Consider the following 21,590-nt stretch of genomic DNA (forward strand, 5'->3'; position numbering starts at 1 on the left):
AATAACCAAAAAACAATTTTTTTAAACATAAGGAGGAAATAATCAATGGGTGCTTTAGCAGCAGCAATTGCAATTGGTTTAGCAGCACTAGGTGCAGGTATCGGTAACGGTCTAATCGTAAGTCGTACAGTAGAGGGTATCGCTCGTCAACCTGAGCTTAAATCCGTACTTCAAACTACAATGTTCATCGGGGTAGCACTAGTTGAGGCTGTTCCTATCATCGCGGTAGTAATCGCGTTCATGGTAATCGGTGGTTAATAACACCAAAATATTTCTTTTGGTTCAAAATGGCGAAGTCCGTCTCGGTAGAGAACCTTCGCCTTTCCTTTATATCACTATGAAGGAATGTTAGATTCAGCAAGTAAAAAGTAACTCTAGATAAAAGCAAAACGTTTAGCAAAAGCGCCATGTTTTGAATCTTTAACAATCGCAAAACATCTTAAGGTGCTTGCGCTTTTCTTATGTATTCCTTGAAGGGAGTGAAAGCATTGTATAGCTTAGATCACTTAGTTCTTGGTGCAGGAGCCCTTACTTTGGGGGACGCACTATACCAACTGATTGTATTTTTAATCTTACTATTCTTACTTCGTAAATTCGCTTGGGATAAGCTTATCGGGATGATGAAGCAGCGTGAAGATCACATTGCAACAGAAATTCAGTCAGCGGAACGAAGCAATGAAGAAGCTCGCGTTCTTGTAGAAGAGCAACGAGCATTATTGAAAGAAGCACGTCTTGAAGGCCAAGCGCTTGTAGAGAATGCCAAGAAAGTTGCAGAAGATCAAAAGGCAGACATCATCAGAGCTGCACAAGAGGAATCTGCACGTCTTAAAGAATCTGCAAGAAAAGAAATCGTACAAGAGAAAGAGCAAGCTGTCATCGCATTACGCGAGCAAGTTGCTTCCTTGTCTGTACTGATTGCTTCTAAAGTAATCGAAAAAGAATTAAACGAAAAAGATCAGCAGAAGCTTATCGATGATTATGTGAAACAGGTAGGCGAAGCGCGATGAGCAAAAACGTAGCAGCAAAGCGTTATGCACTCGCTCTTTTCGAACTTGCAAAAGAACATAATCTTTATGGGCAATTCGATTTGGAGCTTGCGGAAGTGAAAAAGGTATTTGAAAGTAACCATGATCTGATCACGGTGCTTGGCAATCCTAAGATCCGCAAAGATTCCAAAAAGCAGATCATCCAGGAAGCATTTGCAACTGCTTCTCCATTTATCGTCAATACGTTAAAGCTTTTAATAGATCGTCACCGTCAATCCATCGTGATCGACATGATTGATGCGTACCAAACGCTTTCCAACGAAGCCCGCAATGTGGCAAACGCTACGGTTTATTCCGTACGCGCGCTTTCGGATGCAGAACAGGCGACGCTTTCCTCTGTATTCGCTGCGAAGGTTGGTAAAGCATCCTTGAACATCAGCAATATTGTAGATTCCTCATTAATCGGCGGTGTGAAGATTCGCATCGGGAACCGGATTTTTGACGGAAGTGTCAGCGGAAAATTAGAACGTCTAGGACGTCAACTTACAACGAATAGATAGTAGATAGGGGTGAAATTCATGAGCATCAAAGCTGAAGAAATTAGTGCACTGATAAAAAAGCAAATCGAAAACTATCAGTCAGAAATCGAAGTTAGCGATGTTGGTACTGTTATCCAGGTTGGTGATGGTATCGCTCGTGCTCATGGTCTCGACAACGTCATGGCTGGAGAGCTAGTTGAATTTTCTAACGGAGTTATGGGTCTTGCCCAAAACTTGGAGGAAAACAACGTCGGTATTATCATCTTAGGACCATACCGAGAAATCCGCGAAGGCGATGAAGTACGTCGTACAGGCCGTATCATGGAGGTACCGGTAGGTGAAGCACTTATCGGCCGTGTAGTAAATGCTTTAGGACAACCGGTTGACGGATTGGGTCCTATCGAAACTTCAAAAACTCGTCCAATCGAAGCACAAGCTCCTGGTGTTATGGATCGTAAATCCGTTCATGAGCCGCTTCAAACTGGGATCAAAGCGATCGATGCGCTTGTACCAATCGGACGTGGACAACGTGAGTTAATTATCGGAGACCGTCAAACAGGTAAAACATCTGTTGCGATTGACACGATCCTTAACCAAAAAGACCAGGACATGGTGTGTATCTATGTTGCGATCGGTCAAAAAGAATCCACAGTTCGTGGAGTAGTTGAAACACTACGTAAAAATGGTGCCCTTGATTACACAATAGTTGTAACGGCATCTGCTTCTGCACCAGCTCCAATGCTATTCCTAGCACCTTACACTGGAGTAACAATGGGTGAAGAATTCATGTACAACGGCAAGCACGTTCTTGTTATCTATGATGACTTAACGAAGCAAGCTGCTGCATATCGTGAGCTTTCCCTACTATTAAAACGTCCTCCAGGTCGTGAAGCTTACCCTGGTGACGTATTCTACCTTCACTCCCGCCTTTTAGAGCGTGCAGCGAAGCTTAGTGATGCAAAAGGCGCTGGATCCCTGACAGCTTTACCGTTCATCGAAACACAAGCTGGTGACGTATCCGCGTACATCCCGACAAACGTTATTTCCATCACTGATGGACAAATTTTCTTACAATCAGACCTATTCTTCTCCGGTGTTCGTCCTGCGATCAACGCTGGTCTTTCCGTATCACGTGTTGGAGGATCCGCTCAAATCAAAGCGATGAAGAAGGTATCAGGTACATTACGTCTTGACCTTGCATCTTACCGTGAGCTAGAAGCGTTCGCGCAGTTCGGTTCTGACCTGGATAAAGCTACTCAAGCAAAATTGAACCGTGGTGCCCGTACTGTAGAAGTACTGAAGCAAGGTTTGAACAAACCGCTTAAAGTAGAAAAGCAAGTTGCGATTCTTTACGCACTGACTAAAGGTTTCATCGATGATGTACCTGTACAGGACGTTACTCGTTTCGAGGACGAAATGTTGACTTGGTTGGAGCACAACCGTAAAGAACTATTGGAAGAAATCCGCACAACTAAAGGATTACCAAGCGACGAAGCGATGGCTGAAGCAATCACTGCATTCAAAAAGACTTTCGTAGCTACTGAAAAGTAATAGATCGACAAAGCGAGTTTCGCACATAGTAATGGAGGAAACCGAATACCCTTCGATTCCTCCTTTCCATGTGTCTGACCGCTCTGAATAGGGTTAAAAAGGTGGTGAGAACCTTTGGCATCATTACGCGACATAAAAACGAGAATTACCTCGACGAAGAAGACAAGTCAAATCACCAAAGCCATGCAAATGGTATCCGCATCGAAATTAAATCGTGCAGAAACCAATGCAAAAGCTTTTGGTCCATATATGAATAAAATTCAAGAGGTTGTTGCAAGCATCGCACTGGGAAGCACAGATGTGACGCATCCAATGCTTCAGACCCGTCCGGTCAAGCGTACTGGATACATCGTCATCTCCTCTGACCGTGGACTTGCAGGTGCCTACAACAGCAACATCTTACGTACGGTTCATCAAACTATTCAAAAACGTCATAAGTCTCAAGATGAGTACGCAGTAATTGCCATCGGTCGTATTGGCCGCGACTTCTTCAGAAAACGCAACATTCCTGTGTTTTCAGAAATCACAGGCCTTGGAGACCAAGTCTCTTTTGCGGAAATCAAAGACATCGCAAACCGTGCAGTAAGCATGTTTGCTGATGGGACGTTTGATGAGTTATACGTGTACTACAACCACTTTGTAAGTGCCATCTCTCAAGAGGTAACGGAAAAGAAACTCCTTCCTCTTACAGATATCGCTCCTACAACAGGAAAAATCACATCCTATGAGTTTGAGCCTTCCCAGGAGGGCATCTTGGAAGTACTACTGCCACAATATGCAGAAAGCCTGATTTACGGCGCATTATTGGATGCAAAAGCAAGTGAGCACGCTTCTCGTATGACAGCGATGCAAAGTGCAACGGATAACGCGAAAGAGCTTATCCATGGACTTACACTTTCTTACAACCGTGCCCGTCAAGCAGCGATTACGCAAGAGATCACCGAGATCACAGCTGGTGCTTCCGCTCTGGAATAGAAACGAAAAGCGGAGGCGGCTCGCTCAGCCCCGACAAGCATAAGGCAGTTTTCGGAGGAGGTCGTTCTTTTGACCTCCGCAGAAAAATGACTTATGACCTCGAGGGGCTAGCCGCCGGAGCTAGACACCACGCAACATTTGAAGGACCGCTTTTAAATGCTGCCAAAAATTTTGCAAAAGTAAGTTAGGAGGGAATACGATGAAAGGTCGCGTTACTCAAATCATGGGTCCGGTTGTTGACGTTAAGTTCGACAGCGGACATCTTCCTGAAATATACAACGCTCTTCATATTAATCATAAAGCTCGTAGCGCTAACGAAGTTGATGTTACTCTAACGCTTGAAGTTGCTCTTCACTTAGGGGACAACACAGTTCGTACAATCGCTATGGCTTCTACTGATGGTGTCGTTCGCGGCATGGAAGTAGAAGATGCTGGTCATCCTATTTCTGTACCAGTAGGTGACGTAACACTAGGTCGTGTATTCAACGTACTTGGAGAAAACATCGACTTGGATGCTCCAATCCCAGCAGGTTCTCGTCGTGATCCGATTCACAGACAAGCTCCTACATTCGAACAATTATCAACTGCTGTTGAAATCCTTGAAACAGGTATCAAAGTAGTAGACTTGCTTGCTCCTTACATCAAAGGTGGTAAGATCGGTCTATTCGGTGGTGCAGGTGTAGGTAAAACAGTTCTTATCCAGGAATTGATCAACAACATCGCACAAGAGCACGGTGGTATCTCCGTATTCGCAGGTGTTGGTGAGCGTACTCGTGAAGGAAATGACCTTTACCACGAGATGACAGATTCCGGCGTTATCAAGAAAACTGCCATGGTATTCGGACAAATGAATGAGCCGCCTGGAGCACGTATGCGTGTTGCACTAACAGGTCTTACAATGGCTGAATTCTTCCGTGATGACCAAGGTCAGGACGTTCTTTTCTTCATGGATAACATCTTCCGTTTCACGCAAGCAGGTTCTGAGGTATCCGCGCTACTAGGCCGTATGCCATCTGCCGTTGGTTACCAACCGACTCTTGCTACTGAAATGGGTCAATTACAAGAGCGTATCACGTCTACATCCGTAGGTTCTGTAACATCGATCCAAGCGATCTATGTACCTGCCGATGACTACACGGATCCGGCTCCAGCAACAACTTTCGCTCACTTGGATGCAACAACGAACCTTGAGCGTAAGCTTTCCGAGATGGGTATCTACCCAGCGGTGGATCCTCTTGCTTCCACTTCCCGTGCACTATCACCGGAAGTAGTTGGAGAAGACCACTATAAAGTAGCTCGTGAAGTGCAATCCACTTTACAACGCTACAAAGAACTACAGGACATCATCGCCATCCTTGGTATGGATGAGTTGACGGATGAGGACAAGTTGATCGTTCAACGTGCTCGCCGTATCCAATTCTTCTTATCTCAAAACTTCCACGTAGCGGAGCAGTTCACTGGACAAAAAGGTTCTTACGTTCCTGTCCAAGAAACTGTGAAGGGCTTCAGGGAAATCCTTGACGGCAAATACGACCACCTACCTGAAGATGCATTCCGTCTAGTCGGCCGCATCGAAGAAGTAGTGGAAAAAGCGAAGCAAATGGGTGTAGAAGTTTAATTAAAGGGACCTAGGAGGGAATGAAATGAAGACGTTAAAAGTCAGTGTAGTTACTCCCGATGGCCCGGTTTATGAATCAGACGTAGAGATGGTAGTAGCACGAGCTCAAAGCGGAGAGCTTGGCGTCCTACCTGGACATATTCCTATGGTTGCCCCACTTCAAATCGGTGGCGTCCGCATGAAAAAAGGCGGAGTTACAGAACAAGTGGCTGTCAGTGGAGGATTTCTAGAAGTGCGTCCTGATAAAGTTACGATCCTTGCACAATCTGCAGAAGCAGCTGAGCAAATCGATCTTACTCGTGCTGAGGAAGCAAAAAAACGTGCGGAGCAAAGACTTCAATCCAAACAGGATGACGTCGACTACCGCCGCGCCGAGCTTGCACTCCAACGCGCAATCAACCGCATCAATGTAGCAAAAAGAGGGTAACTTCTGGTGACCCGTGTATAGATAGAGAGACCCCCACTTTTGGTAGTGGGGGTTTTTTGTTACGGGGGAGTGGGGGATGGAAGTGCATTGCGTGCGAAATTTGTAAAAGTGTGTAGCTTTTTGTCTATTCGTCGATATCCTGCTCCGATTCGTTGATAAATGAAAATTTTCGTTGATATGTGAGTAAAAACCTCTACGACCCCCTAATTCCTTTGGACACATTTGTACTGAAAACAGTACACTAGAGACATAAAATCACAGGAATTAGGGAGGGGGAATTTCAATGCCAAAGAAAAAGATTGAAGCCTTGGAGGAAGTCAAAAGAAACTATGTCCGAATGGCTTTAGAAAGTGGTAATTACTCGTCCATCGCCCGTCATGCAGGAATTTCTCGGACTACCCTTACGAAGTGGATCAAAGAGTATGAGGATGAGGTAAGGGAACAAATGGAGGATCCAACATCAGCTATTGTTTCTACTGAACCCACAAAAGAAGAGCTGAAGGCTAAATACGAACAGGCCATGAAACTCCTAGGTGAAAAAGAGCTGGAAGTTGCCATGCTTAGAAACATATTAAAAAAAACCCAGTACCGGCCCTGACGGTCTTGGAAGAGGTTCGACTATGGGCAAAGGAGGGGTTTCACATCACTAAACTTTCTGAGGTAACGGGGGTTAACCGATCCCTATATTACTACCATAATGGCATGGAAGAAGCTGCGGTAGCTAAGGAAAAAAGAGGACGTCCGATTCCAGGTTACTCTAAAACAAATAGAGGAGAAATCATTCCGGATGAGCAGATAGAAGAATTTCTAATGGAGGCCATCGAAGGGGACGGCGAAACATATGGTGTAAAAAATCTAACTCAATTTCTAAAAGATCACCACGACCTTCAAATTAATCATAAAAAGGTCGCTAGGTTATGCAGGAAATTAGGAATTCTCCTTCCCCAGCGAATGGGTAATCCGAAGTATCCAAAAAGATTTGTCCGCAATCGGCTCGTTACTGCCCCTAATCAACTTTGGCAGCTTGATATAAAATATGGGGCCATTTCTGGAAGCCGAAGGTTTTTCTTTGTCGCATGTGCGATTGATGTTTTTGACCGCGCCATTGTTGGATATTACAGAGGACCCAGATGCACAGCCAAGGATATAACGGGAATGCTTAATGAAGCCATTATTAGACGTGGGTTACAGGCTTTAGAGCAGACGGACGATCATTGTATTGTGATAAGAACAGATAACGGACCTCAATTTGTCAGTAATCTTTTTGGTGAATTTTGCGAGAGAAATAAGATTTTTCATGAAAGGATTCCTCCCAGATCACCAAATTATAATGCCTATATTGAATCGTTTTTTAGTATTTTAGAGAGAGATTTATTCAGGCGTTATGATTTCGAACTTTTTGAGGAGGCTTACTATGAAATTGATGAGTTCATGAAGTTTTATAATCACCGCCGATATCATGGTAGCCTGGGCAGAATGTCTCCCGTAAATTTCTATGAGAAATATAAGGATATTGGCTTCCCCGAAAAAATGGCCTTAAGCCTTTAAGAATGCAGGATTTCTCCTTCTTCACTTACTAATCCGCAAAGGTCAAAAGTGAAGAAGGAAATGAAAAAATGAAAAACTAAGAATCATTTAGCTTCTTGGAGAATTCGTCAGGAATTAGGGGGTCAAACCGAAACCGTTGATAAAAATAGAAAACCGTTGATATCCCGCCCAAAACCGTTGATATGTCAAAATGAGACTCCCTGCGGATACTATAAGACTAGAAAAATAATTCCCAAAATGAAAAATCACCCAGATTCATATCGTAAATAGACCCCGACCAACCAAAAATCAGGTAACTGTTCCTAAAAGATCTTCAATTACCTTGTTTTAATGAAAATCTGGTCAGTTTCTCCAACCTTACACATAGAGTGTAAGGAATTACACCACTTCAATTTAGAGAATTAGGTATTGCTATTTATTCATGTCAAATCTATAATTAATTGGTAAACTAATCCATTAGGGGGATATTACAGAATGAGTTCAATTTTACAAAAGCAAGGTTTGACGGCTGAGCAATTGGCCATGGTACAGTCTGAGATGGATAAAAAGAAAAAATCGAAGACGCTTGGTTACGTTTTATGGTGGTTTACTGGTACTTTTGCAGGACACCGCTTCTATGCTGGAGATACGGGCTACGCTGTTTGCATGCTATTATTCGGTATTTTTACTCTATTCATTTGGAATCTAGTAGACGTATTCTTCATTGGTCGTAGATTGGAAGAGAAAAACGATGAGATTGAAAGAAAGATCATCGAAAAAGTAAAGCTATATGCCAATGCACCAGGCAACGCAACTGCATAATAAACTATTGAAAGAAGCTCCTTATGGGGCTTCTTTCATTTGGAATCTCCAATCCTCCTACTCCATTAGACTCATTTTCACCCATTTACACAAAATTCATCCTAATTTTACAGCGGATGTTGTACGCTAAATATGCAGAACACACAAGGAGGCGGATTATTTGAACAGAAAAATCCTCAGCATCGTTGCTCTTCTTTTCTCTTTTACCATTGCCTGTGGCCAAATATCACCAAGTCAGATGAATGCAGATGGGTCAGGTTCCTGGACTTCTCCATTAACAGTCACCCAGGCAGTATCCAGTCAAAATGGTTCCACACAAACAGTGGAAGGATATATTGTGGGGCAGCCTACATCCACGACAACAGTCGTCACGAGTAATTTTCCGAACGACTATGCATTCGCATTGGCAGACACATCCACTGAATTGAATACCTCAAACATGATATATGTACAGATTCCTTCATCGTTCAGAACAAGCTTCGGTCTCAAAAGCAATCCCGACCTTTTAGGGGAGAAAATTAAAGTAACAGGCTCTCTTACGGCTTATTTCTCCCACCCTGGCCTGAAGTCGGCAACAGCATTCGAATTGATAGGAGAGGATGATCCGACTGATCCGCCGCCAACGGACCCTGAAGACCCGATAGATCCACCTCCTGTCTATGAAGAATACTATAGCGACGCAGAAGGCAAAACAGGCGCAGCGTTGAAAACGGCATTGCATAACATCATCGATGACCATCAGACTCTCTCCTATGACGCATTATGGGCAGCCTTGCGAGTAACAGATGAAGATCCAAACAATCCAAACAACGTCATTCTTCTTTATACAGGGCGCTCCCAATCGAAATCCTCAAACGGCGGGGGAGCAAATGATTGGAACCGCGAGCATGTCTGGGCAAAATCCCACGGTGACTTCGGTACAGCGAGAGGGCCAGGCACCGATCTCCATCATTTAAGACCGACAGATGCTTCTGTTAACTCCTCCCGAAGCAATCTCGATTTCGACAACGGAGGAAGGGAGCATTCTGAGGCACTAGGCAATTTTTACGACAGCGATTCCTGGGAGCCTCGTGATGAGGTGAAAGGGGACGTCGCGCGCATGTTGTTTTACATGGCAGTCCGCTATGAAGGGGACAGCGGGGAGCTTGATCTTGAGCTCAACAATCTAGTCAACAACGGAAGCGCACCGTTACACGGGAAAATGTCCGTCCTGCTAGAGTGGCATGAGGAGGACCCGGTGGATGCTCGGGAAATCAGACGGAATGATATCATTTTTGAAGATTACCAGGGGAACCGCAATCCATTCATCGACCACCCTGAATTTGCGGATATGATTTGGTAGAGGAAAGACGCTTGGGAATTGCCAAGCGTCTTTTTTCAATGGGTGTTGAGATTTTTATAGGTAATGAGACCACGACTGGTCGCTGGAAGGGATATCGCGGTCTCAAAAGGGCGGAATGAGACCACGATCGGGCGGAAACCAGGAAATGGTGGTCTCAAAGAGGCGGAATGAGACCACGATCGGGCGAAAAACAGGAAATGGTGGTCTCAAAACCACGATATGAACCCGCGATCGCTCACCAAAGAGGAAATCGTGGTCTAAAAAATAAATTTGGAACTACGGCCATCTAAATAATCATAAACAATACCTTATTCCCATTTAAATGTGAAATAACAAACAACAAACTTCCACTCCCGAAGCATTAATCATAATAAGGATATATGATGGTGACACAGATATTGGTATTTGATATAATTGTTATCGGTTACAAATTTAAATATTGAGAGCAGTCTGAAAAATAGAAAGCTTCGGAGGGGGCGGGCATGAATCTACTAAACTTATATCAAAATAACTATTTGATCGTGGTTGTATTCTTGGCTCTAGGGATTTTACTACCGGTCGTTGCGCTTGCGATAGGGAGACTGTTGCGTCCGCACAAACCGACTGCAGCTAAGCAAACGACCTATGAAAGCGGAATTGATCCCTTTCATGATTCACGTGTCCAGTTTAATGTTCGTTATTACATATTTGCTCTGTTGTTCGTCATTTTTGACGTAGAGACAGTTTTCCTTTATCCATGGGCGGTGGCATATGAGAAATTAGGTATCTTTGCATTGATTGAGATGCTTATTTTCGTAGTGATGCTGCTGATCGGATTAATCTATGCTTGGAAGAAGAAGGTGTTGAAATGGATCTAAATCTAGAGAGTATATCACCCGAGGAAATGGAAGAGCTCAAGCAGACCGTCTTCCTGACAACTTTAGAAGAGCTGAAAGCATGGGCGCGCTCCAACTCCATGTGGCCGATGACATTTGGACTTGCCTGTTGTGCAATCGAAATGATGGGGGTAGGTTCCTCTCATTACGATTTGGATCGCTTTGGGTCCTTTTTCCGTACATCCCCGCGTCAATCGGACTGTATGATCGTTTCAGGTACCGTGACGAAAAAAATGGCACCCGTCCTGAAACGCCTATATGATCAAATGCCTGAGCCGAAGTGGGTCATTGCAATGGGATCCTGTGCTACTGCGGGTGGTCCGTATATCAAATCCTATGCCGTTGTCAAAGGAGTGGACCAGATTGTACCTGTAGACGTGTACATTCCGGGATGCCCGCCAAATCCAGCGGCTCTTATTTATGGAATCAATAAATTGAGAGAGAAAATTCGCCACGAAGCTAAGACAGGGAAGCAGGTGATCTAGTAGTGAGCGATGAAAAAAGCCTAGAAGAACAAAAGAGGGAAGCCGCGGCGAAAGCGAAGGCAGCAGCCCTGGCAAAATTGAAAGCGAAACAGGAGCAGGAAGCGGGCGGCAACTCAGCTGACGACCAGGACCTTGCGAAAAAGAAAGCGGCAGCTGCGGCAAAAGCCAAAGCAGCAGCACTAGCCAAGCAAAAGGCGAAAGAAATGCAGGAATCTGCACCAGCGGAAGAAACCGCAGCACCAGCAGAAGATGACGCAAAAGAGCTTGCGAAAAAGAAGGCGGCAGCCGCAGCGAAAGCAAAGGCAGCTGCACTAGCGAAACAAAAAGCCAAGGAACAAGAAGCAGCCTCCGGAACAGCAGACGATTCAACCGACGATGCAAAGGAGCTGGCAAAAAAGAAAGCGGCAGCAGCAGCGAAGGCAAAAGCGGCAGCACTCGCCAAGCAGAAGCGTGACGAAGGCGGGGCGGAATCAGCCGACGCTGGAGCAGATGATGAAAAAGCAAAAGCGATCGCAGCCGCCAAAGCCAAAGCAGCCGCAGCCGCAAAGGCAAAGGCAGCAGCCCTGGCAAAGCAGAACCGCGAAGGTGGTGCCGGCGAAACAGCCGACGCTGATGACCTAGCCAAGGAAAAAGCGAAGGCAATCGCAGCGGCGAAAGCCAAAGCAGCAGCGGCAGCCAAGGCCAAAGCAGCTGCAGCAGCAAAAGCTGGCGGAGGGGCAGCAGAAGATGCAGACACACCACAAGCAGCGCCATCCCCGAACCAGAAGTACCTGGACAAGTACGTCAAAGTAATAAACGACCATCTCGGCGAGGACGTTTTAGAAGATTCCTATATCAATGCCCTGTCCAAAGATGTGCCGACTTTGGTTGCCAAACCGGAGACCTATTTTAAAATAGCAGAATTTTTAAGATATAATGAACAGCTGACGTTTGAATATTTGTCGGAGATGCACGGATCTGATTTTGAGACGCATATGGAGATCTACAATCATTTTTACTCCTATAAGAATCGTCAGTCGGTGGCATTGAAGGTGAAGATAGGTCGCGCGAATCCTGTCATTCCATCCCTGCAGCCATTGTGGGAGGGAGCAAACTGGCCGGAGCGAGAAACGTATGACCTACTTGGGGTCCAGTTCACCGGACATCCGAATATGACGCGAATCATGATGCCGGATGAGTGGGTCGGTCATCCGCTTCGAAAAGATTATGAGCCGTACGATGTGGAGGTGTAGCAGATGATTCGCACGGAGGAAATGCTTTTAAATGTAGGACCGCAGCATCCGAGTACGCACGGGGTGTTCCGTCTGGTGGTCAAGATTGATGGAGAAATAATCAAGGAGGCTACACCTGTCGTCGGATACCTGCATCGCGGGACAGAGAAGCTGGCGGAAAACCTGCAGTATACACAGATCATCCCTTATACGGACCGTATGGATTACCTGTCCGCGATGACAAACAACTATGTGCTCTGTCACGCAGTGGAGACGATGATGGGGCTTGAGATCCCGGACCGTGCCGAGTACCTTCGCGTGCTTGCAATGGAGCTTGGCCGTGTGGCGAGTCACCTTGTCTGGTATGGAACGTACCTCCTCGATATCGGGGCAGTCAGTCCATTCCTGTATGCGTTCCGTGAGCGCGAAATGATCATCAATCTTTTGAATGAGCTGTCAGGTGCCCGACTGACCTTCAACTATATGCGTGTTGGAGGAGTGAAGTGGGATGCGCCGGAGGGCTGGATCGAAAAAGTTGCCGAGTTTGTTCCTTATATGAGGGAGCAGCTGAAGGGCTATCACGACCTGGTGACAGGAAACGAGATTTTCATGAGCCGTGTAAAAGGGGTGGGCCGCTATACGAAGGAGGATGCTCTTGCATACTCACTTAGTGGTGCGAACCTGCGTTGTACCGGCGTAAAATGGGATCTGCGCAAGGATGAGCCGTATTCGATCTATGACCGCTTTGATTTTGATGTGCCGACCCGTGATGGCGGGGATGCATGGGCACGTTACCATTGCCGCATGGAGGAAATCGAGGAGTCCTTAAAAATCATCGAACAAGCGGTGGAACAGTTCCCGGCAGAGGGCGAGATCATGGCAAAGGTGCCTCGGATCATCAAGGCGCCAAAGGGTGAGGCGTACGTTCGAATCGAATCTCCTCGTGGGGAGATCGGCTGCTATATCGCCAGTGACGGTAAAAAAGAGCCTTACCGCCTGAAGTTCCGTCGCCCATCGTTCTACAACCTGCAGATTTTACCGAAGCTGCTTGAAGGGGAGAACATGGCGAACCTGATCACCATTTTGGGGGCAATTGATATCGTTCTTGGGGAGGTTGATGGTTAATGGTACAAAATCTGCTGGAATCATCACCGTCCTGGACGAATTTTTTCATATTCTTCGGACTGGCAACAGCCCTTTTACTTGCGGTGCTGGGCTTCGTTACATACGGAATCCTCGCTGAGCGTAAAGTAATGGGCTTCATGCAAGGACGTATGGGACCAAACCAGGTTGGGGGTTCATGGGGCCTCCTGCAAACTGTGGCGGACGTCCTGAAACTGTTAATTAAGGAAGATACCATCCCTAAGGATGCGGATCGACCATTATACATTTTGGCGCCAGTCATCGCATTTACACCGGCATTCCTGGTGTTGGCTGCGATTCCGTTCACCGACAAATTTCAATTTGCCGATATCGGGGTCGGCTTGCTGTACTACATCGCCATTTCCGGTATCACGACGGTCGGGGTTGTGGCGGCAGGCTGGGCGTCCAACAATAAATACTCGCTTCTTGGGGGCATGCGTGCTGCGGCACAGATGATTTCCTATGAAGTACCGCTTGTCATGAGTGTGATCGGGGTGGTTCTTTTAGCGGGAAGCTTGAACCTCAACGAAATCGTGGCAGCGCAAGGCGATACAACCTGGTTCATCCTTTTGCAGCCGGCGGCATTCCTGATCTTCATGATTGCTTCTGTCGCAGAGTTGAACCGTACACCATTCGACTTGCCGGAAGCGGAGTCGGAGCTTGTAGCGGGTTACCATGTCGAATATTCCGGCTTCCGCTGGGCATTCTTCATGCTTGCTGAGTATGTGTACCTGTTCGCAATGGCATCCTTGACAACCGTTCTTTTCCTTGGCGGCTGGCTGGCTCCATTCGGCGGATTCCTGGACTTCATTCCTAGTGCCATCTGGTTCGCGTTGAAGTTCAGCTTAGTCGTATTCTTCCTTATCTGGATTCGTGTTACGTTCCCTCGCCTCAGAGCGGATCAACTGATGGAATTCGGTTGGAAAGTACTACTGCCGGTTGCTTTGGCAAATATCTTTTTCACAGCGATCATTAAGGAAATCTTCTTTAAATAATGTTTTATTTGTTGCTTTAAACAAATTGATCTTCTGAAAATAAGGTGTCCACATTAAACACCCTGTTGATCTCCGTTCCAGGCTTTCGCTTATCCAGGAAGGCCTCGGGAGCCTCCTCGGCGCTTGTGCGCCTGCGGGGTCTCCCTTGACACGCTGCTCCCGCAGGAGTCTCAAGCCTTGCACTACAATCAACAGGGGAGAATAAATCAATAATGTGCTCTAAAAAAGCGCAACAAAGTATGCGAAAACAGCTTTAAAAAATGTTTAAAACCGTGAGTTGATTGTAGCGGAAGACACTTGACTCCTGCGGGAAAATAGAGGGCATGGGAGACACCACAGGCAAAGCCGAGGAGGCTCCCATCGCTCCCCGCGGAAAGCAAGTGTCTGGAGCGGAAATCAACGGGCAAACTTTTACCAATAACCAATAAAAATGCCTTTCTTACTTAGCGTAACGGAAGAATAGGGGTGAAGCGAAATGCGCGGTCTTGCAAAAGGTTTGAAATATACCCTACAAAACTTATCCAAGAAAAAAGTGACATACAACTACCCGAAGGAGCCGCTTCCACTACCGGACCGGTTCCGCGGTATCCAGAAATTCTACCCGGAAAAGTGTATCGTCTGCAATCAGTGTGCAAACATCTGTCCGACAGACTGTATCCAGCTTACCGGGAAAAAACATCCGGATCCGACGAAAAAAGGGAAAATCATCGATACGTACGATATCAACTTTGAAATCTGTATCCTGTGCGACCTTTGTACAGAGGTATGCCCGACAGAAGCGATCATCATGACAAACAACTTCGAGCTTGCGGAATATAGCCGCGATCGACTTTTCAAGAATCTCGAGTGGCTTGATGAAAACGATACGAACCTCAGAAGGGAGAATAAAGCATGAGTATATCCGGTGAATTTATTGCCTTTATAGGCCTCGCGCTTGCTGCGATTGCCGGTGGCGTGCTCATGCTGAACTTGACGAAGGTGGTGCACATGGTCGTCGCCCTTGTGTTCACCTTCATCAGCATCGCCGGCATTTATGTGATGCTTTCCGCTGAGTTCGTGGCGTTTGTTCAGATTCTCATCTACTCAGGTGCCATCACAATCATCATGCTGTTCGGGATCATGCTGACGCGCCATAACGATGAAACCGAAACTGCGGGACTCACTCGGAAAATCCTTGTGGGCCTCGGTGTCCTTGGTTTCGCCGGGTTGATGTATTTCGGCGTGTACAACCTGGACCTTGGCAGTGGTGCCGCTGACCTGCACGTGGATAACACAGAGCAGATCGGTCTTGCAATCTATGCAAAATACGTGATTCCATTCGAGCTGACATCGGTGCTATTACTAGTGGCGCTTGTCGGAGCGATCATACTGGCAAAACGTGATGATGAAGAAGAGGAGGCGACAAAGGAATGACAACAGTTCCATTATCGGCCTACCTGGTATTAGCGCTTATTCTTTTTTGTATCGGCCTTTACGGGGCACTGACGAAAAGAAACACGGTCATCGTGCTGATCTGTATCGAGCTGATGTTGAATGCGGTGAATATTAACCTAGTTGCATTTAGTAAATTTGGTATTAACCCGTCGATTACAGGGCAAGTGTTTTCTCTGTTTACCATAACGGTCGCAGCAGCTGAAGCAGCGGTAGGGTTAGCTATCCTGATTGCGCTATATCGCAACCGGAAGACGGTAAATATCGATGAAATGAATTCGTTGAAAAATTAAAGGAAGTTTAAAAAGTCCGGTAAAAAGCTATAGAATTTCTGCGTCAGCTTAGTCTCTCCGCTCCTCATGTATCTCAAAATACACTGCGGTGCTCGAGCCTTCGCTTCCTTGAACTTCTTTGCTCTTTTTATCCTCCTTTTTGAACCCGGAATTAACGAACTTGCTTGATAAAAGCGTGGGAATAATACAAGCCCGCGTAAGAGAAGGGGACTTGATACGATGATGGAAAATGCTTGGATCATCCCGCTTTTTCCGCTGATCTCCTTTATCCTACTCTTGTTCATTGGGAAAAAACTGAAAGAATCGAGTGCATTTGTTGGAATCGCGCTCATCGGACTTTCTCTCATTTTTTCGGTAATGGCACTATGGGAGCGGTTTTCGGCACCAACCTTCAAGGCCACATTCGAATGGCTTAAAATCGGCGATGTGACTTTGACGGCGGGATATGAAGTAAATCAATTGAATGCCTTGATGCTTGTCGTAGTATCACTTGTCAGCTTATTAGTACATATCTATTCCAAAGGGTATATGCACGGAGATGAGCGTTTCCACATCTTCTACGCCTACCTCGGGCTCTTTACCTTTGCCATGCTGGCTTTAGTGATTTCGCCTAACCTCATCCAGCTCTATATTTTCTGGGAGCTCGTGGGACTGGGATCGTTCTTGCTCATTGGATTCTATTTCTTTAAAGAAGATGCAAAAGCTGCTGCCAAAAAAGCGTTCATCATGACGCGTATCGGGGATGTCGGATTGTTCATCGGGATCATCCTATTATTCTGGCAGGTTGGAAGCTTTGAATATGATGCGATTTTTGCTGCTGTAAATGCAGGAGTGATCTCAGCAGGCATGCTGACCCTCATCGCGATCCTGATATTCATCGGGGCGATGGGGAAATCCGGTCAATTCCCGCTTCACTCGTGGCTTCCGGATGCGATGGAAGGTCCGACTCCGGTTTCCGCCCTCATCCACGCCGCGACAATGGTTGCGGCAGGGGTCTACTTGGTAGCCAGCCTGTTCCCGCTATTCGCAGCGAGTGAAACGGCCTTGATGACAGTTGCGATCGTTGGTGCGTTCACCGCGATTTTTGCCGCATCGATCGGCCTTGTTCAAAAGGATATTAAAAGAGTACTAGCCTACTCGACTGTGAGTCAGTTAGGCTTCATGATGCTGGCGCTAGGCTCTGCAGGCTATGTGGCTGGAGTCTTCCACCTGACCACACACGCCTTCTTCAAAGCCCTGCTATTCCTTGCAGCAGGTAGCGTCATCCATGCCGCACATACCCAGAATATCGATGAGATGGGCGGACTATGGAAAAAAATGCGTACAACCGGAATCCTGTTTCTGATCGGAACGCTCGCGATCACTGGGGTTCCATTGTTCTCCGGATTCTTCAGTAAGGAAGAGATTCTGATTGCCGCTTGGGTAAACGGGAATCCGTTCCTTTTTGCACTGGCATTGATTGCAGCATTCTTTACAGCGTTCTACATGTTCCGCCTCTTTTTCCTTGTCTTCACAGGCGAGGCACGCGGGGACCAGCGCCAGACCTGCGAGTCGCCGTCCGTCATGACCTTCCCGATGATGGTGCTTGGCGTCTTGGCAGTCGTGGCTGGGTACATGAATACCCCGTGGTTCGGTCATTTCCTGGGAGATTGGTTGACAGAAGGAACAGACATGTACGGCCCGTCCCATATTGAAGGCCCGGCATGGATCATGGTCGCTGCAATCCTCGTTTCCGTCGCTGGAATCGGCATTGCGTACCTGATCTACTATCGCCGTTCCATCGATCGTGCGACGTTCAGCACAGGGGCACCGCATGTATATGGAATCTTACGAAACAAATACTTTGTCGATGAGTTTTATAAAATGACATTCGTCTACGGTACGCGCGTAATTAGCCTATTCCTGAAGTATGTCGATGAATTCCTCGTTCACGGGACGATGAAGGGCATCGCCTATGCGACCCAATCCATCGGACGCCTTGGCGCGAAGATGCAGAACGGCCAGACACAGGTCTACAGCGCTGTTGCATTCGTCGGCCTCGCAATCCTATTGATTATTTTTGCATTCACAGGGGGGTACATAGGATGAACAGCATGTTCTTGACAATCTTGATTTTCGCCCCTCTATTAGGTGTACTGGCATTATTGTTCATACCAAAAACAAATGAGAAGCTGATCAAGCTCGTCGGCTTCGCGGCTACCTTGCCTTCCTTGATATTCGCTATTATCGCATTCTGGCAGTACAAGGTTGGAGCGGGGCTGGAGCAATTCGCGGTTAAAGCGGAATGGTTCAGCTTCGGTAACAAGAAAGCGATGCAAGGCCTATATGGAATCGAGCTCTACCAGCCGATTTCCTATGAGCTTGGCATCGACGGATTTTCACTGGTGATGATCCTTCTGACCGCCGTGCTCTCGACGCTTGCAGCGATTGCTTCCATCCATATCAAAAAGGAGTGGAAGGGATATTTCATCCTGTTCCTTCTATTACAGATCGGGATGCTGGGAGTCTTTGCTTCTGAAAATCTATTATTATTCTTCTTTTTCTTTGAACTGACCTTGATTCCGATGTTCTTTCTGATCGGGAAGTGGGGCTATTTTGAAAAAGAGAATGCCGCATACCGTTTCTTGATTTACAACGGACTTGGATCTGCGATATTGCTTATCGTCTTTGTCATTCTTTTTGCAAAAACAGGAACGATGAACATTGCAGATATCACATATCTGTTCCATTCGGGCAACGATGCATTGATCGGCGGCATGACGGATGATTTCCGACTTGGCCTGTTGATCGCGTTGCTTGTTGCATTCGGAATCAAGCTGCCAATCGTGCCCTTGCACAGCTGGATGCTGAAAGTGCACGTTCAGGCGCCGCCATCAATCGTGATGCTGCATGCCGGAGTGCTCCTGAAAATCGGGGCATTCGGTCTGATCCGTTTCGGGGTGGGAATCTTCCCTGAGCAGTTCCAACAGCTAGCGTTCATCCTTGCAATCCTTGGTGTCGTGAACCTACTGTATGGAGCGTTCCTTGCACTGATTCAAACAGATTTCAAAATGGTACTGGCATATTCCAGTATCTCGCATATGGGAATTGTGCTGGTCGGACTCGCTTCCATGAACGAAGCGGGCGTCCAGGGGGCCATTTTCCAAGTCGTTTCCCACGGCTTCATCGCAGCACTCCTGTTCTTCCTGATCGGTGTGATGCATGAGCGTGTTGGCACGACAACGATTGACAAGCTTGGTGGCTTGGCAAAAGTGATGCCGCTTACGGCGGGCTTTTTCCTCGTCGCCGCAATGGCGTCCCTTGGCTTGCCGGGAATGTCCGGATTTGTCAGTGAGTTCCTCGCATTCCTTGGACTGTTCAAGGAAATGCCGGTTGTAGCGGCAATCGGGACCCTTGGGATCATCCTGACCGCGGCCTACCTGCTGCGCGCAGTGATGGGCATGACCTTTGGAAAGACGGCGGCTTATGGGGAAAAGGTGTTCGACATTCGCGGAGTGGAATTCATTCCCGTGGTTGCGATGCTGTTCTTCATCGTATTGATCGGTGTCTATCCAAGCATTCTGGCAGAGCCGCTTCAAGCCACCATCGAAGCCATTATTTTAGGAATAGGAGGGTGATGAAAGATGGATTTAGATACGCTGCTCAGCTTTGAGTGGGGAGCAATGGCACCGGAATTCATCATCCTTGGTGTAATCACTCTTTTAACTCTGTTAGATTTATTTATGCCAAAGGACGTGGACCGACGCATCCTCGGATGGATCGGGTTTGCAGGAATTTTGGCTGCGATCGTCTTTGTGGTACTGTCCTACTTTGATGAGGGCGGGGTCACAAGCATCCTTTTTGAAACCTATCGATTGGACAGCTTTGCAAAAGGCTTCAAGCTGCTGTTGTTGGCAGGATCGGCACTTGTCATGCTGATGGCAGTCAGCTACGAACCGAAGGAAGGCTTGAAGGAATATCGCGGAGAATTTTACTATTTACTATTGGCAGGGACCCTTGGCACGATGTTCATGGCGTCAAGCGGAGACCTGATCACCTTGTTTGTGGGATTGGAGCTATTATCCCTATCCTCTTACGTGCTGGCTGGACTGCGTAAAAAGAACCTGAAGTCCAATGAAGCAGCGATGAAATATGTCATCAACGGCGGAATCGCCACTGCCATCACGCTTTTCGGGATGAGCTATGTGTACGGATTGACAGGCACAACCAACCTGTTGGAAATGCAGCAGATTCTGATGCAAACCCGTGCCGGTGACATGCAATTCCTGTTGATGATCGCATTTGTCATGATGTTTGTCGGATTGTCCTTTAAACTCGCCACCGCCCCATTCCATATGTGGGCGCCGGACGTGTACCAAGGTTCACCGACACCTGTTACAGCATTCCTTGCGGTCGTTTCCAAAACTGCGGGCTTTGTCATCATCGCACGATTGTTCATTTCGCTGTTCCTGATGACGCCTGCTGCAGAAGGGCAGAATTCCATGCTTTTCTCGCTGAAAGATATGATCGCATTGCTTGCAGTCGTTTCAATGGTGGTCGGGAACGCAGTAGCTTTGCGTCAGCGCAACGTCAAAAGAATGCTCGCCTATTCTGGGATCGCACATGCAGGTTACCTGCTTGTCGCTATCAGCTCGATTAACCTATTGTTCCTTTTTGAGACAATGTGGTTCTACTTGGCGGCATATCTTCTGATGAACATAGGGGCATTGGCAGTCCTGCAGGTGCTTACATCCAAGGAAGATTCAGAAGATCTGAGCCAGTTCGCCGGGTTGTACCGACGCTCGCCGGTGTTGGCTGTGCTGATGAGCATTTTCCTATTATCACTTGCCGGAATCCCGGGAACAGCCGGATTCATCGGGAAGCTGGGGATTTTTGTCGGCGCGATCACAGAACCATCCAAGGCATACGTCCTTGCATCGGTTCTGATCGCAACCACCGTCATTTCGTATTTTTACTATTTCGGTATCATGACCCAAATGTTCTTCCGTCCAGCAGCAAGCCAAGAGAAAATCACCGTACCAGTGGGGATCTGGATCACGGTCATCCTCTGTGCGCTCGGGACCATCGCACTTGGAATCATGCCAGGCCTGGCACTCGACTTCTACAACGGAAACCTCGACGTGCTCATGGACTTCTTCGCGCCAGGCAGATGATAACCGCTAATAGGCGCGATCTCACGGTTTGAATGTAAAAAGGGGAATATGGTTTAATGGAGGAGGAGCATGGGGATATGCTCCTTCTCTTTTTTGTAGGGGCCTGACCAGCTGTGCGTTAAAGCGATAAAGCGTCAGATTTCCCTTTATGAAAATCACACTTATATCTTTTCAAGTGCGGAAAGAAGTATACATAAATAACATTCACGAATGGAGA

22 protein-coding genes are annotated in these 21,590 nt (G+C 46.9%); all 22 read left to right on the forward strand.

The window, feature by feature from the left end:
• Positions 1-45: 45 nt before the first annotated feature.
• Positions 46-258 carry a F0F1 ATP synthase subunit C gene (gene atpE / locus ABN702_RS21585; RefSeq protein WP_417898638.1) on the forward strand — a complete coding sequence of 71 codons (213 nt, stop codon included), beginning with the start codon at positions 46-48 and terminating at the stop codon, positions 256-258.
• Between the two features lie 203 nt (positions 259-461).
• Entirely contained in the window at positions 462-1,007 is a 546-nt protein-coding gene (gene atpF / locus ABN702_RS21590; protein WP_417898639.1) for a F0F1 ATP synthase subunit B, read from the forward strand.
• The gene (locus tag ABN702_RS21595) at positions 1,004-1,546 is read left to right on the forward strand and encodes a F0F1 ATP synthase subunit delta (protein WP_417898640.1); all 543 of its coding nucleotides are present in this window, start codon (positions 1,004-1,006) and stop codon (positions 1,544-1,546) included. The genes atpF and ABN702_RS21595 overlap by 4 nt, the downstream gene beginning before the upstream one ends.
• 18 nt (positions 1,547-1,564) lie before the next feature.
• On the forward strand, positions 1,565-3,076 hold the full coding sequence (gene atpA / locus ABN702_RS21600) for a F0F1 ATP synthase subunit alpha (RefSeq protein ID WP_417898641.1): 1,512 nt from the start codon (positions 1,565-1,567) through the stop codon (positions 3,074-3,076).
• A gap of 114 nt (positions 3,077-3,190) precedes the next feature.
• Entirely contained in the window at positions 3,191-4,051 is an 861-nt protein-coding gene (locus tag ABN702_RS21605; protein ID WP_204413008.1) for a F0F1 ATP synthase subunit gamma, read from the forward strand.
• A gap of 199 nt (positions 4,052-4,250) precedes the next feature.
• Positions 4,251-5,669 carry a F0F1 ATP synthase subunit beta gene (gene atpD, locus ABN702_RS21610; RefSeq protein WP_417898642.1) on the forward strand — a complete coding sequence of 473 codons (1,419 nt, stop codon included), beginning with the start codon at positions 4,251-4,253 and terminating at the stop codon, positions 5,667-5,669.
• Between the two features lie 25 nt (positions 5,670-5,694).
• Entirely contained in the window at positions 5,695-6,096 is a 402-nt protein-coding gene (locus ABN702_RS21615; RefSeq protein WP_386642195.1) for a F0F1 ATP synthase subunit epsilon, read from the forward strand.
• Positions 6,097-6,379: 283 nt separating this feature from the next.
• Positions 6,380-6,694 (forward strand): helix-turn-helix domain-containing protein, encoded by a 315-nt coding sequence (locus tag ABN702_RS21620; RefSeq protein WP_417897840.1) that lies wholly within the window; start codon positions 6,380-6,382, stop codon positions 6,692-6,694.
• A gap of 5 nt (positions 6,695-6,699) precedes the next feature.
• On the forward strand, positions 6,700-7,644 hold the full coding sequence (locus tag ABN702_RS21625) for an IS3 family transposase (RefSeq protein ID WP_417898643.1): 945 nt from the start codon (positions 6,700-6,702) through the stop codon (positions 7,642-7,644).
• Between the two features lie 474 nt (positions 7,645-8,118).
• Positions 8,119-8,445: a TM2 domain-containing protein gene (locus ABN702_RS21630; RefSeq protein ID WP_417898644.1), complete on the forward strand. Its 327-nt coding sequence runs from the start codon at positions 8,119-8,121 to the stop codon at positions 8,443-8,445.
• Positions 8,446-8,605: 160 nt separating this feature from the next.
• Positions 8,606-9,787 (forward strand): endonuclease, encoded by a 1,182-nt coding sequence (locus tag ABN702_RS21635; RefSeq protein WP_417898645.1) that lies wholly within the window; start codon positions 8,606-8,608, stop codon positions 9,785-9,787.
• 482 nt (positions 9,788-10,269) lie between these two features.
• Positions 10,270-10,644: an NADH-quinone oxidoreductase subunit A gene (locus ABN702_RS21640; protein WP_417898646.1), complete on the forward strand. Its 375-nt coding sequence runs from the start codon at positions 10,270-10,272 to the stop codon at positions 10,642-10,644.
• The gene (locus ABN702_RS21645) at positions 10,635-11,147 is read left to right on the forward strand and encodes a NuoB/complex I 20 kDa subunit family protein (RefSeq protein ID WP_204413003.1); all 513 of its coding nucleotides are present in this window, start codon (positions 10,635-10,637) and stop codon (positions 11,145-11,147) included. The genes ABN702_RS21640 and ABN702_RS21645 overlap by 10 nt, the downstream gene beginning before the upstream one ends.
• Before the next feature lie 2 nt (positions 11,148-11,149).
• Entirely contained in the window at positions 11,150-12,379 is a 1,230-nt protein-coding gene (locus ABN702_RS21650) for an NADH-quinone oxidoreductase subunit C (RefSeq protein WP_417898647.1), read from the forward strand.
• A 3-nt stretch (positions 12,380-12,382) separates the two neighbouring features.
• Positions 12,383-13,483, forward strand: coding sequence for an NADH-quinone oxidoreductase subunit D (locus ABN702_RS21655; protein WP_224839742.1), 1,101 nt, complete (start codon positions 12,383-12,385; stop codon positions 13,481-13,483).
• On the forward strand, positions 13,483-14,496 hold the full coding sequence (gene nuoH, locus ABN702_RS21660; RefSeq protein ID WP_417898648.1) for an NADH-quinone oxidoreductase subunit NuoH: 1,014 nt from the start codon (positions 13,483-13,485) through the stop codon (positions 14,494-14,496). Before ABN702_RS21655 ends, nuoH begins: the two co-directional genes overlap by 1 nt.
• Before the next feature lie 475 nt (positions 14,497-14,971).
• Positions 14,972-15,391, forward strand: coding sequence for an NADH-quinone oxidoreductase subunit NuoI (gene nuoI, locus ABN702_RS21665; RefSeq protein WP_417898649.1), 420 nt, complete (start codon positions 14,972-14,974; stop codon positions 15,389-15,391).
• The gene (locus ABN702_RS21670) at positions 15,388-15,909 is read left to right on the forward strand and encodes an NADH-quinone oxidoreductase subunit J (protein WP_224839740.1); all 522 of its coding nucleotides are present in this window, start codon (positions 15,388-15,390) and stop codon (positions 15,907-15,909) included. Before nuoI ends, ABN702_RS21670 begins: the two co-directional genes overlap by 4 nt.
• Complete coding sequence (nuoK, locus tag ABN702_RS21675) at positions 15,906-16,220, forward strand: NADH-quinone oxidoreductase subunit NuoK (protein ID WP_386642220.1); 315 nt, start codon at positions 15,906-15,908, stop codon at positions 16,218-16,220. The genes ABN702_RS21670 and nuoK overlap by 4 nt, the downstream gene beginning before the upstream one ends.
• A gap of 219 nt (positions 16,221-16,439) precedes the next feature.
• Positions 16,440-18,308 (forward strand): NADH-quinone oxidoreductase subunit L, encoded by a 1,869-nt coding sequence (nuoL, locus tag ABN702_RS21680; protein ID WP_417898650.1) that lies wholly within the window; start codon positions 16,440-16,442, stop codon positions 18,306-18,308.
• On the forward strand, positions 18,305-19,837 hold the full coding sequence (locus tag ABN702_RS21685; RefSeq protein WP_417898651.1) for a complex I subunit 4 family protein: 1,533 nt from the start codon (positions 18,305-18,307) through the stop codon (positions 19,835-19,837). The genes nuoL and ABN702_RS21685 overlap by 4 nt, the downstream gene beginning before the upstream one ends.
• Before the next feature lie 6 nt (positions 19,838-19,843).
• A complete protein-coding gene (nuoN, locus tag ABN702_RS21690) occupies positions 19,844-21,373 on the forward strand; it encodes an NADH-quinone oxidoreductase subunit NuoN (protein ID WP_417898652.1) in 1,530 nt (509 codons plus the stop codon).
• Positions 21,374-21,590: the final 217 nt, after the last annotated feature.

Origin of the sequence: Bacillus haimaensis (assembly GCF_048270625.1) — a bacterium.
Taxonomy (GTDB): Bacteria; Bacillota; Bacilli; order Bacillales; family Bacillaceae_I; genus Sutcliffiella_A; species Sutcliffiella_A haimaensis.

Bases quoted from the DNA above. Each gene is read 5' to 3' on its own strand.
- atpE (WP_417898638.1), top strand. From the start codon at position 46: ATGGGTGCTTTAGCAGCAGCAATTGCAATTGGTTTAGCAGCACTAGGT.
- atpF (WP_417898639.1), top strand. From the start codon at position 462: ATGTATTCCTTGAAGGGAGTGAAAGCATTGTATAGCTTAGATCACTTA.
- ABN702_RS21595 (WP_417898640.1), top strand. From the start codon at position 1,004: ATGAGCAAAAACGTAGCAGCAAAGCGTTATGCACTCGCTCTTTTCGAA.
- atpA (WP_417898641.1), top strand. From the start codon at position 1,565: ATGAGCATCAAAGCTGAAGAAATTAGTGCACTGATAAAAAAGCAAATC.
- atpD (WP_417898642.1), top strand. From the start codon at position 4,251: ATGAAAGGTCGCGTTACTCAAATCATGGGTCCGGTTGTTGACGTTAAG.
- ABN702_RS21615 (WP_386642195.1), top strand. From the start codon at position 5,695: ATGAAGACGTTAAAAGTCAGTGTAGTTACTCCCGATGGCCCGGTTTAT.
- ABN702_RS21620 (WP_417897840.1), top strand. From the start codon at position 6,380: ATGCCAAAGAAAAAGATTGAAGCCTTGGAGGAAGTCAAAAGAAACTAT.
- ABN702_RS21630 (WP_417898644.1), top strand. From the start codon at position 8,119: ATGAGTTCAATTTTACAAAAGCAAGGTTTGACGGCTGAGCAATTGGCC.
- ABN702_RS21640 (WP_417898646.1), top strand. From the start codon at position 10,270: ATGAATCTACTAAACTTATATCAAAATAACTATTTGATCGTGGTTGTA.
- ABN702_RS21645 (WP_204413003.1), top strand. From the start codon at position 10,635: ATGGATCTAAATCTAGAGAGTATATCACCCGAGGAAATGGAAGAGCTC.
- ABN702_RS21655 (WP_224839742.1), top strand. From the start codon at position 12,383: ATGATTCGCACGGAGGAAATGCTTTTAAATGTAGGACCGCAGCATCCG.
- nuoH (WP_417898648.1), top strand. From the start codon at position 13,483: ATGGTACAAAATCTGCTGGAATCATCACCGTCCTGGACGAATTTTTTC.
- nuoI (WP_417898649.1), top strand. From the start codon at position 14,972: ATGCGCGGTCTTGCAAAAGGTTTGAAATATACCCTACAAAACTTATCC.
- ABN702_RS21670 (WP_224839740.1), top strand. From the start codon at position 15,388: ATGAGTATATCCGGTGAATTTATTGCCTTTATAGGCCTCGCGCTTGCT.
- nuoK (WP_386642220.1), top strand. From the start codon at position 15,906: ATGACAACAGTTCCATTATCGGCCTACCTGGTATTAGCGCTTATTCTT.
- nuoL (WP_417898650.1), top strand. From the start codon at position 16,440: ATGATGGAAAATGCTTGGATCATCCCGCTTTTTCCGCTGATCTCCTTT.
- ABN702_RS21685 (WP_417898651.1), top strand. From the start codon at position 18,305: ATGAACAGCATGTTCTTGACAATCTTGATTTTCGCCCCTCTATTAGGT.
- nuoN (WP_417898652.1), top strand. From the start codon at position 19,844: ATGGATTTAGATACGCTGCTCAGCTTTGAGTGGGGAGCAATGGCACCG.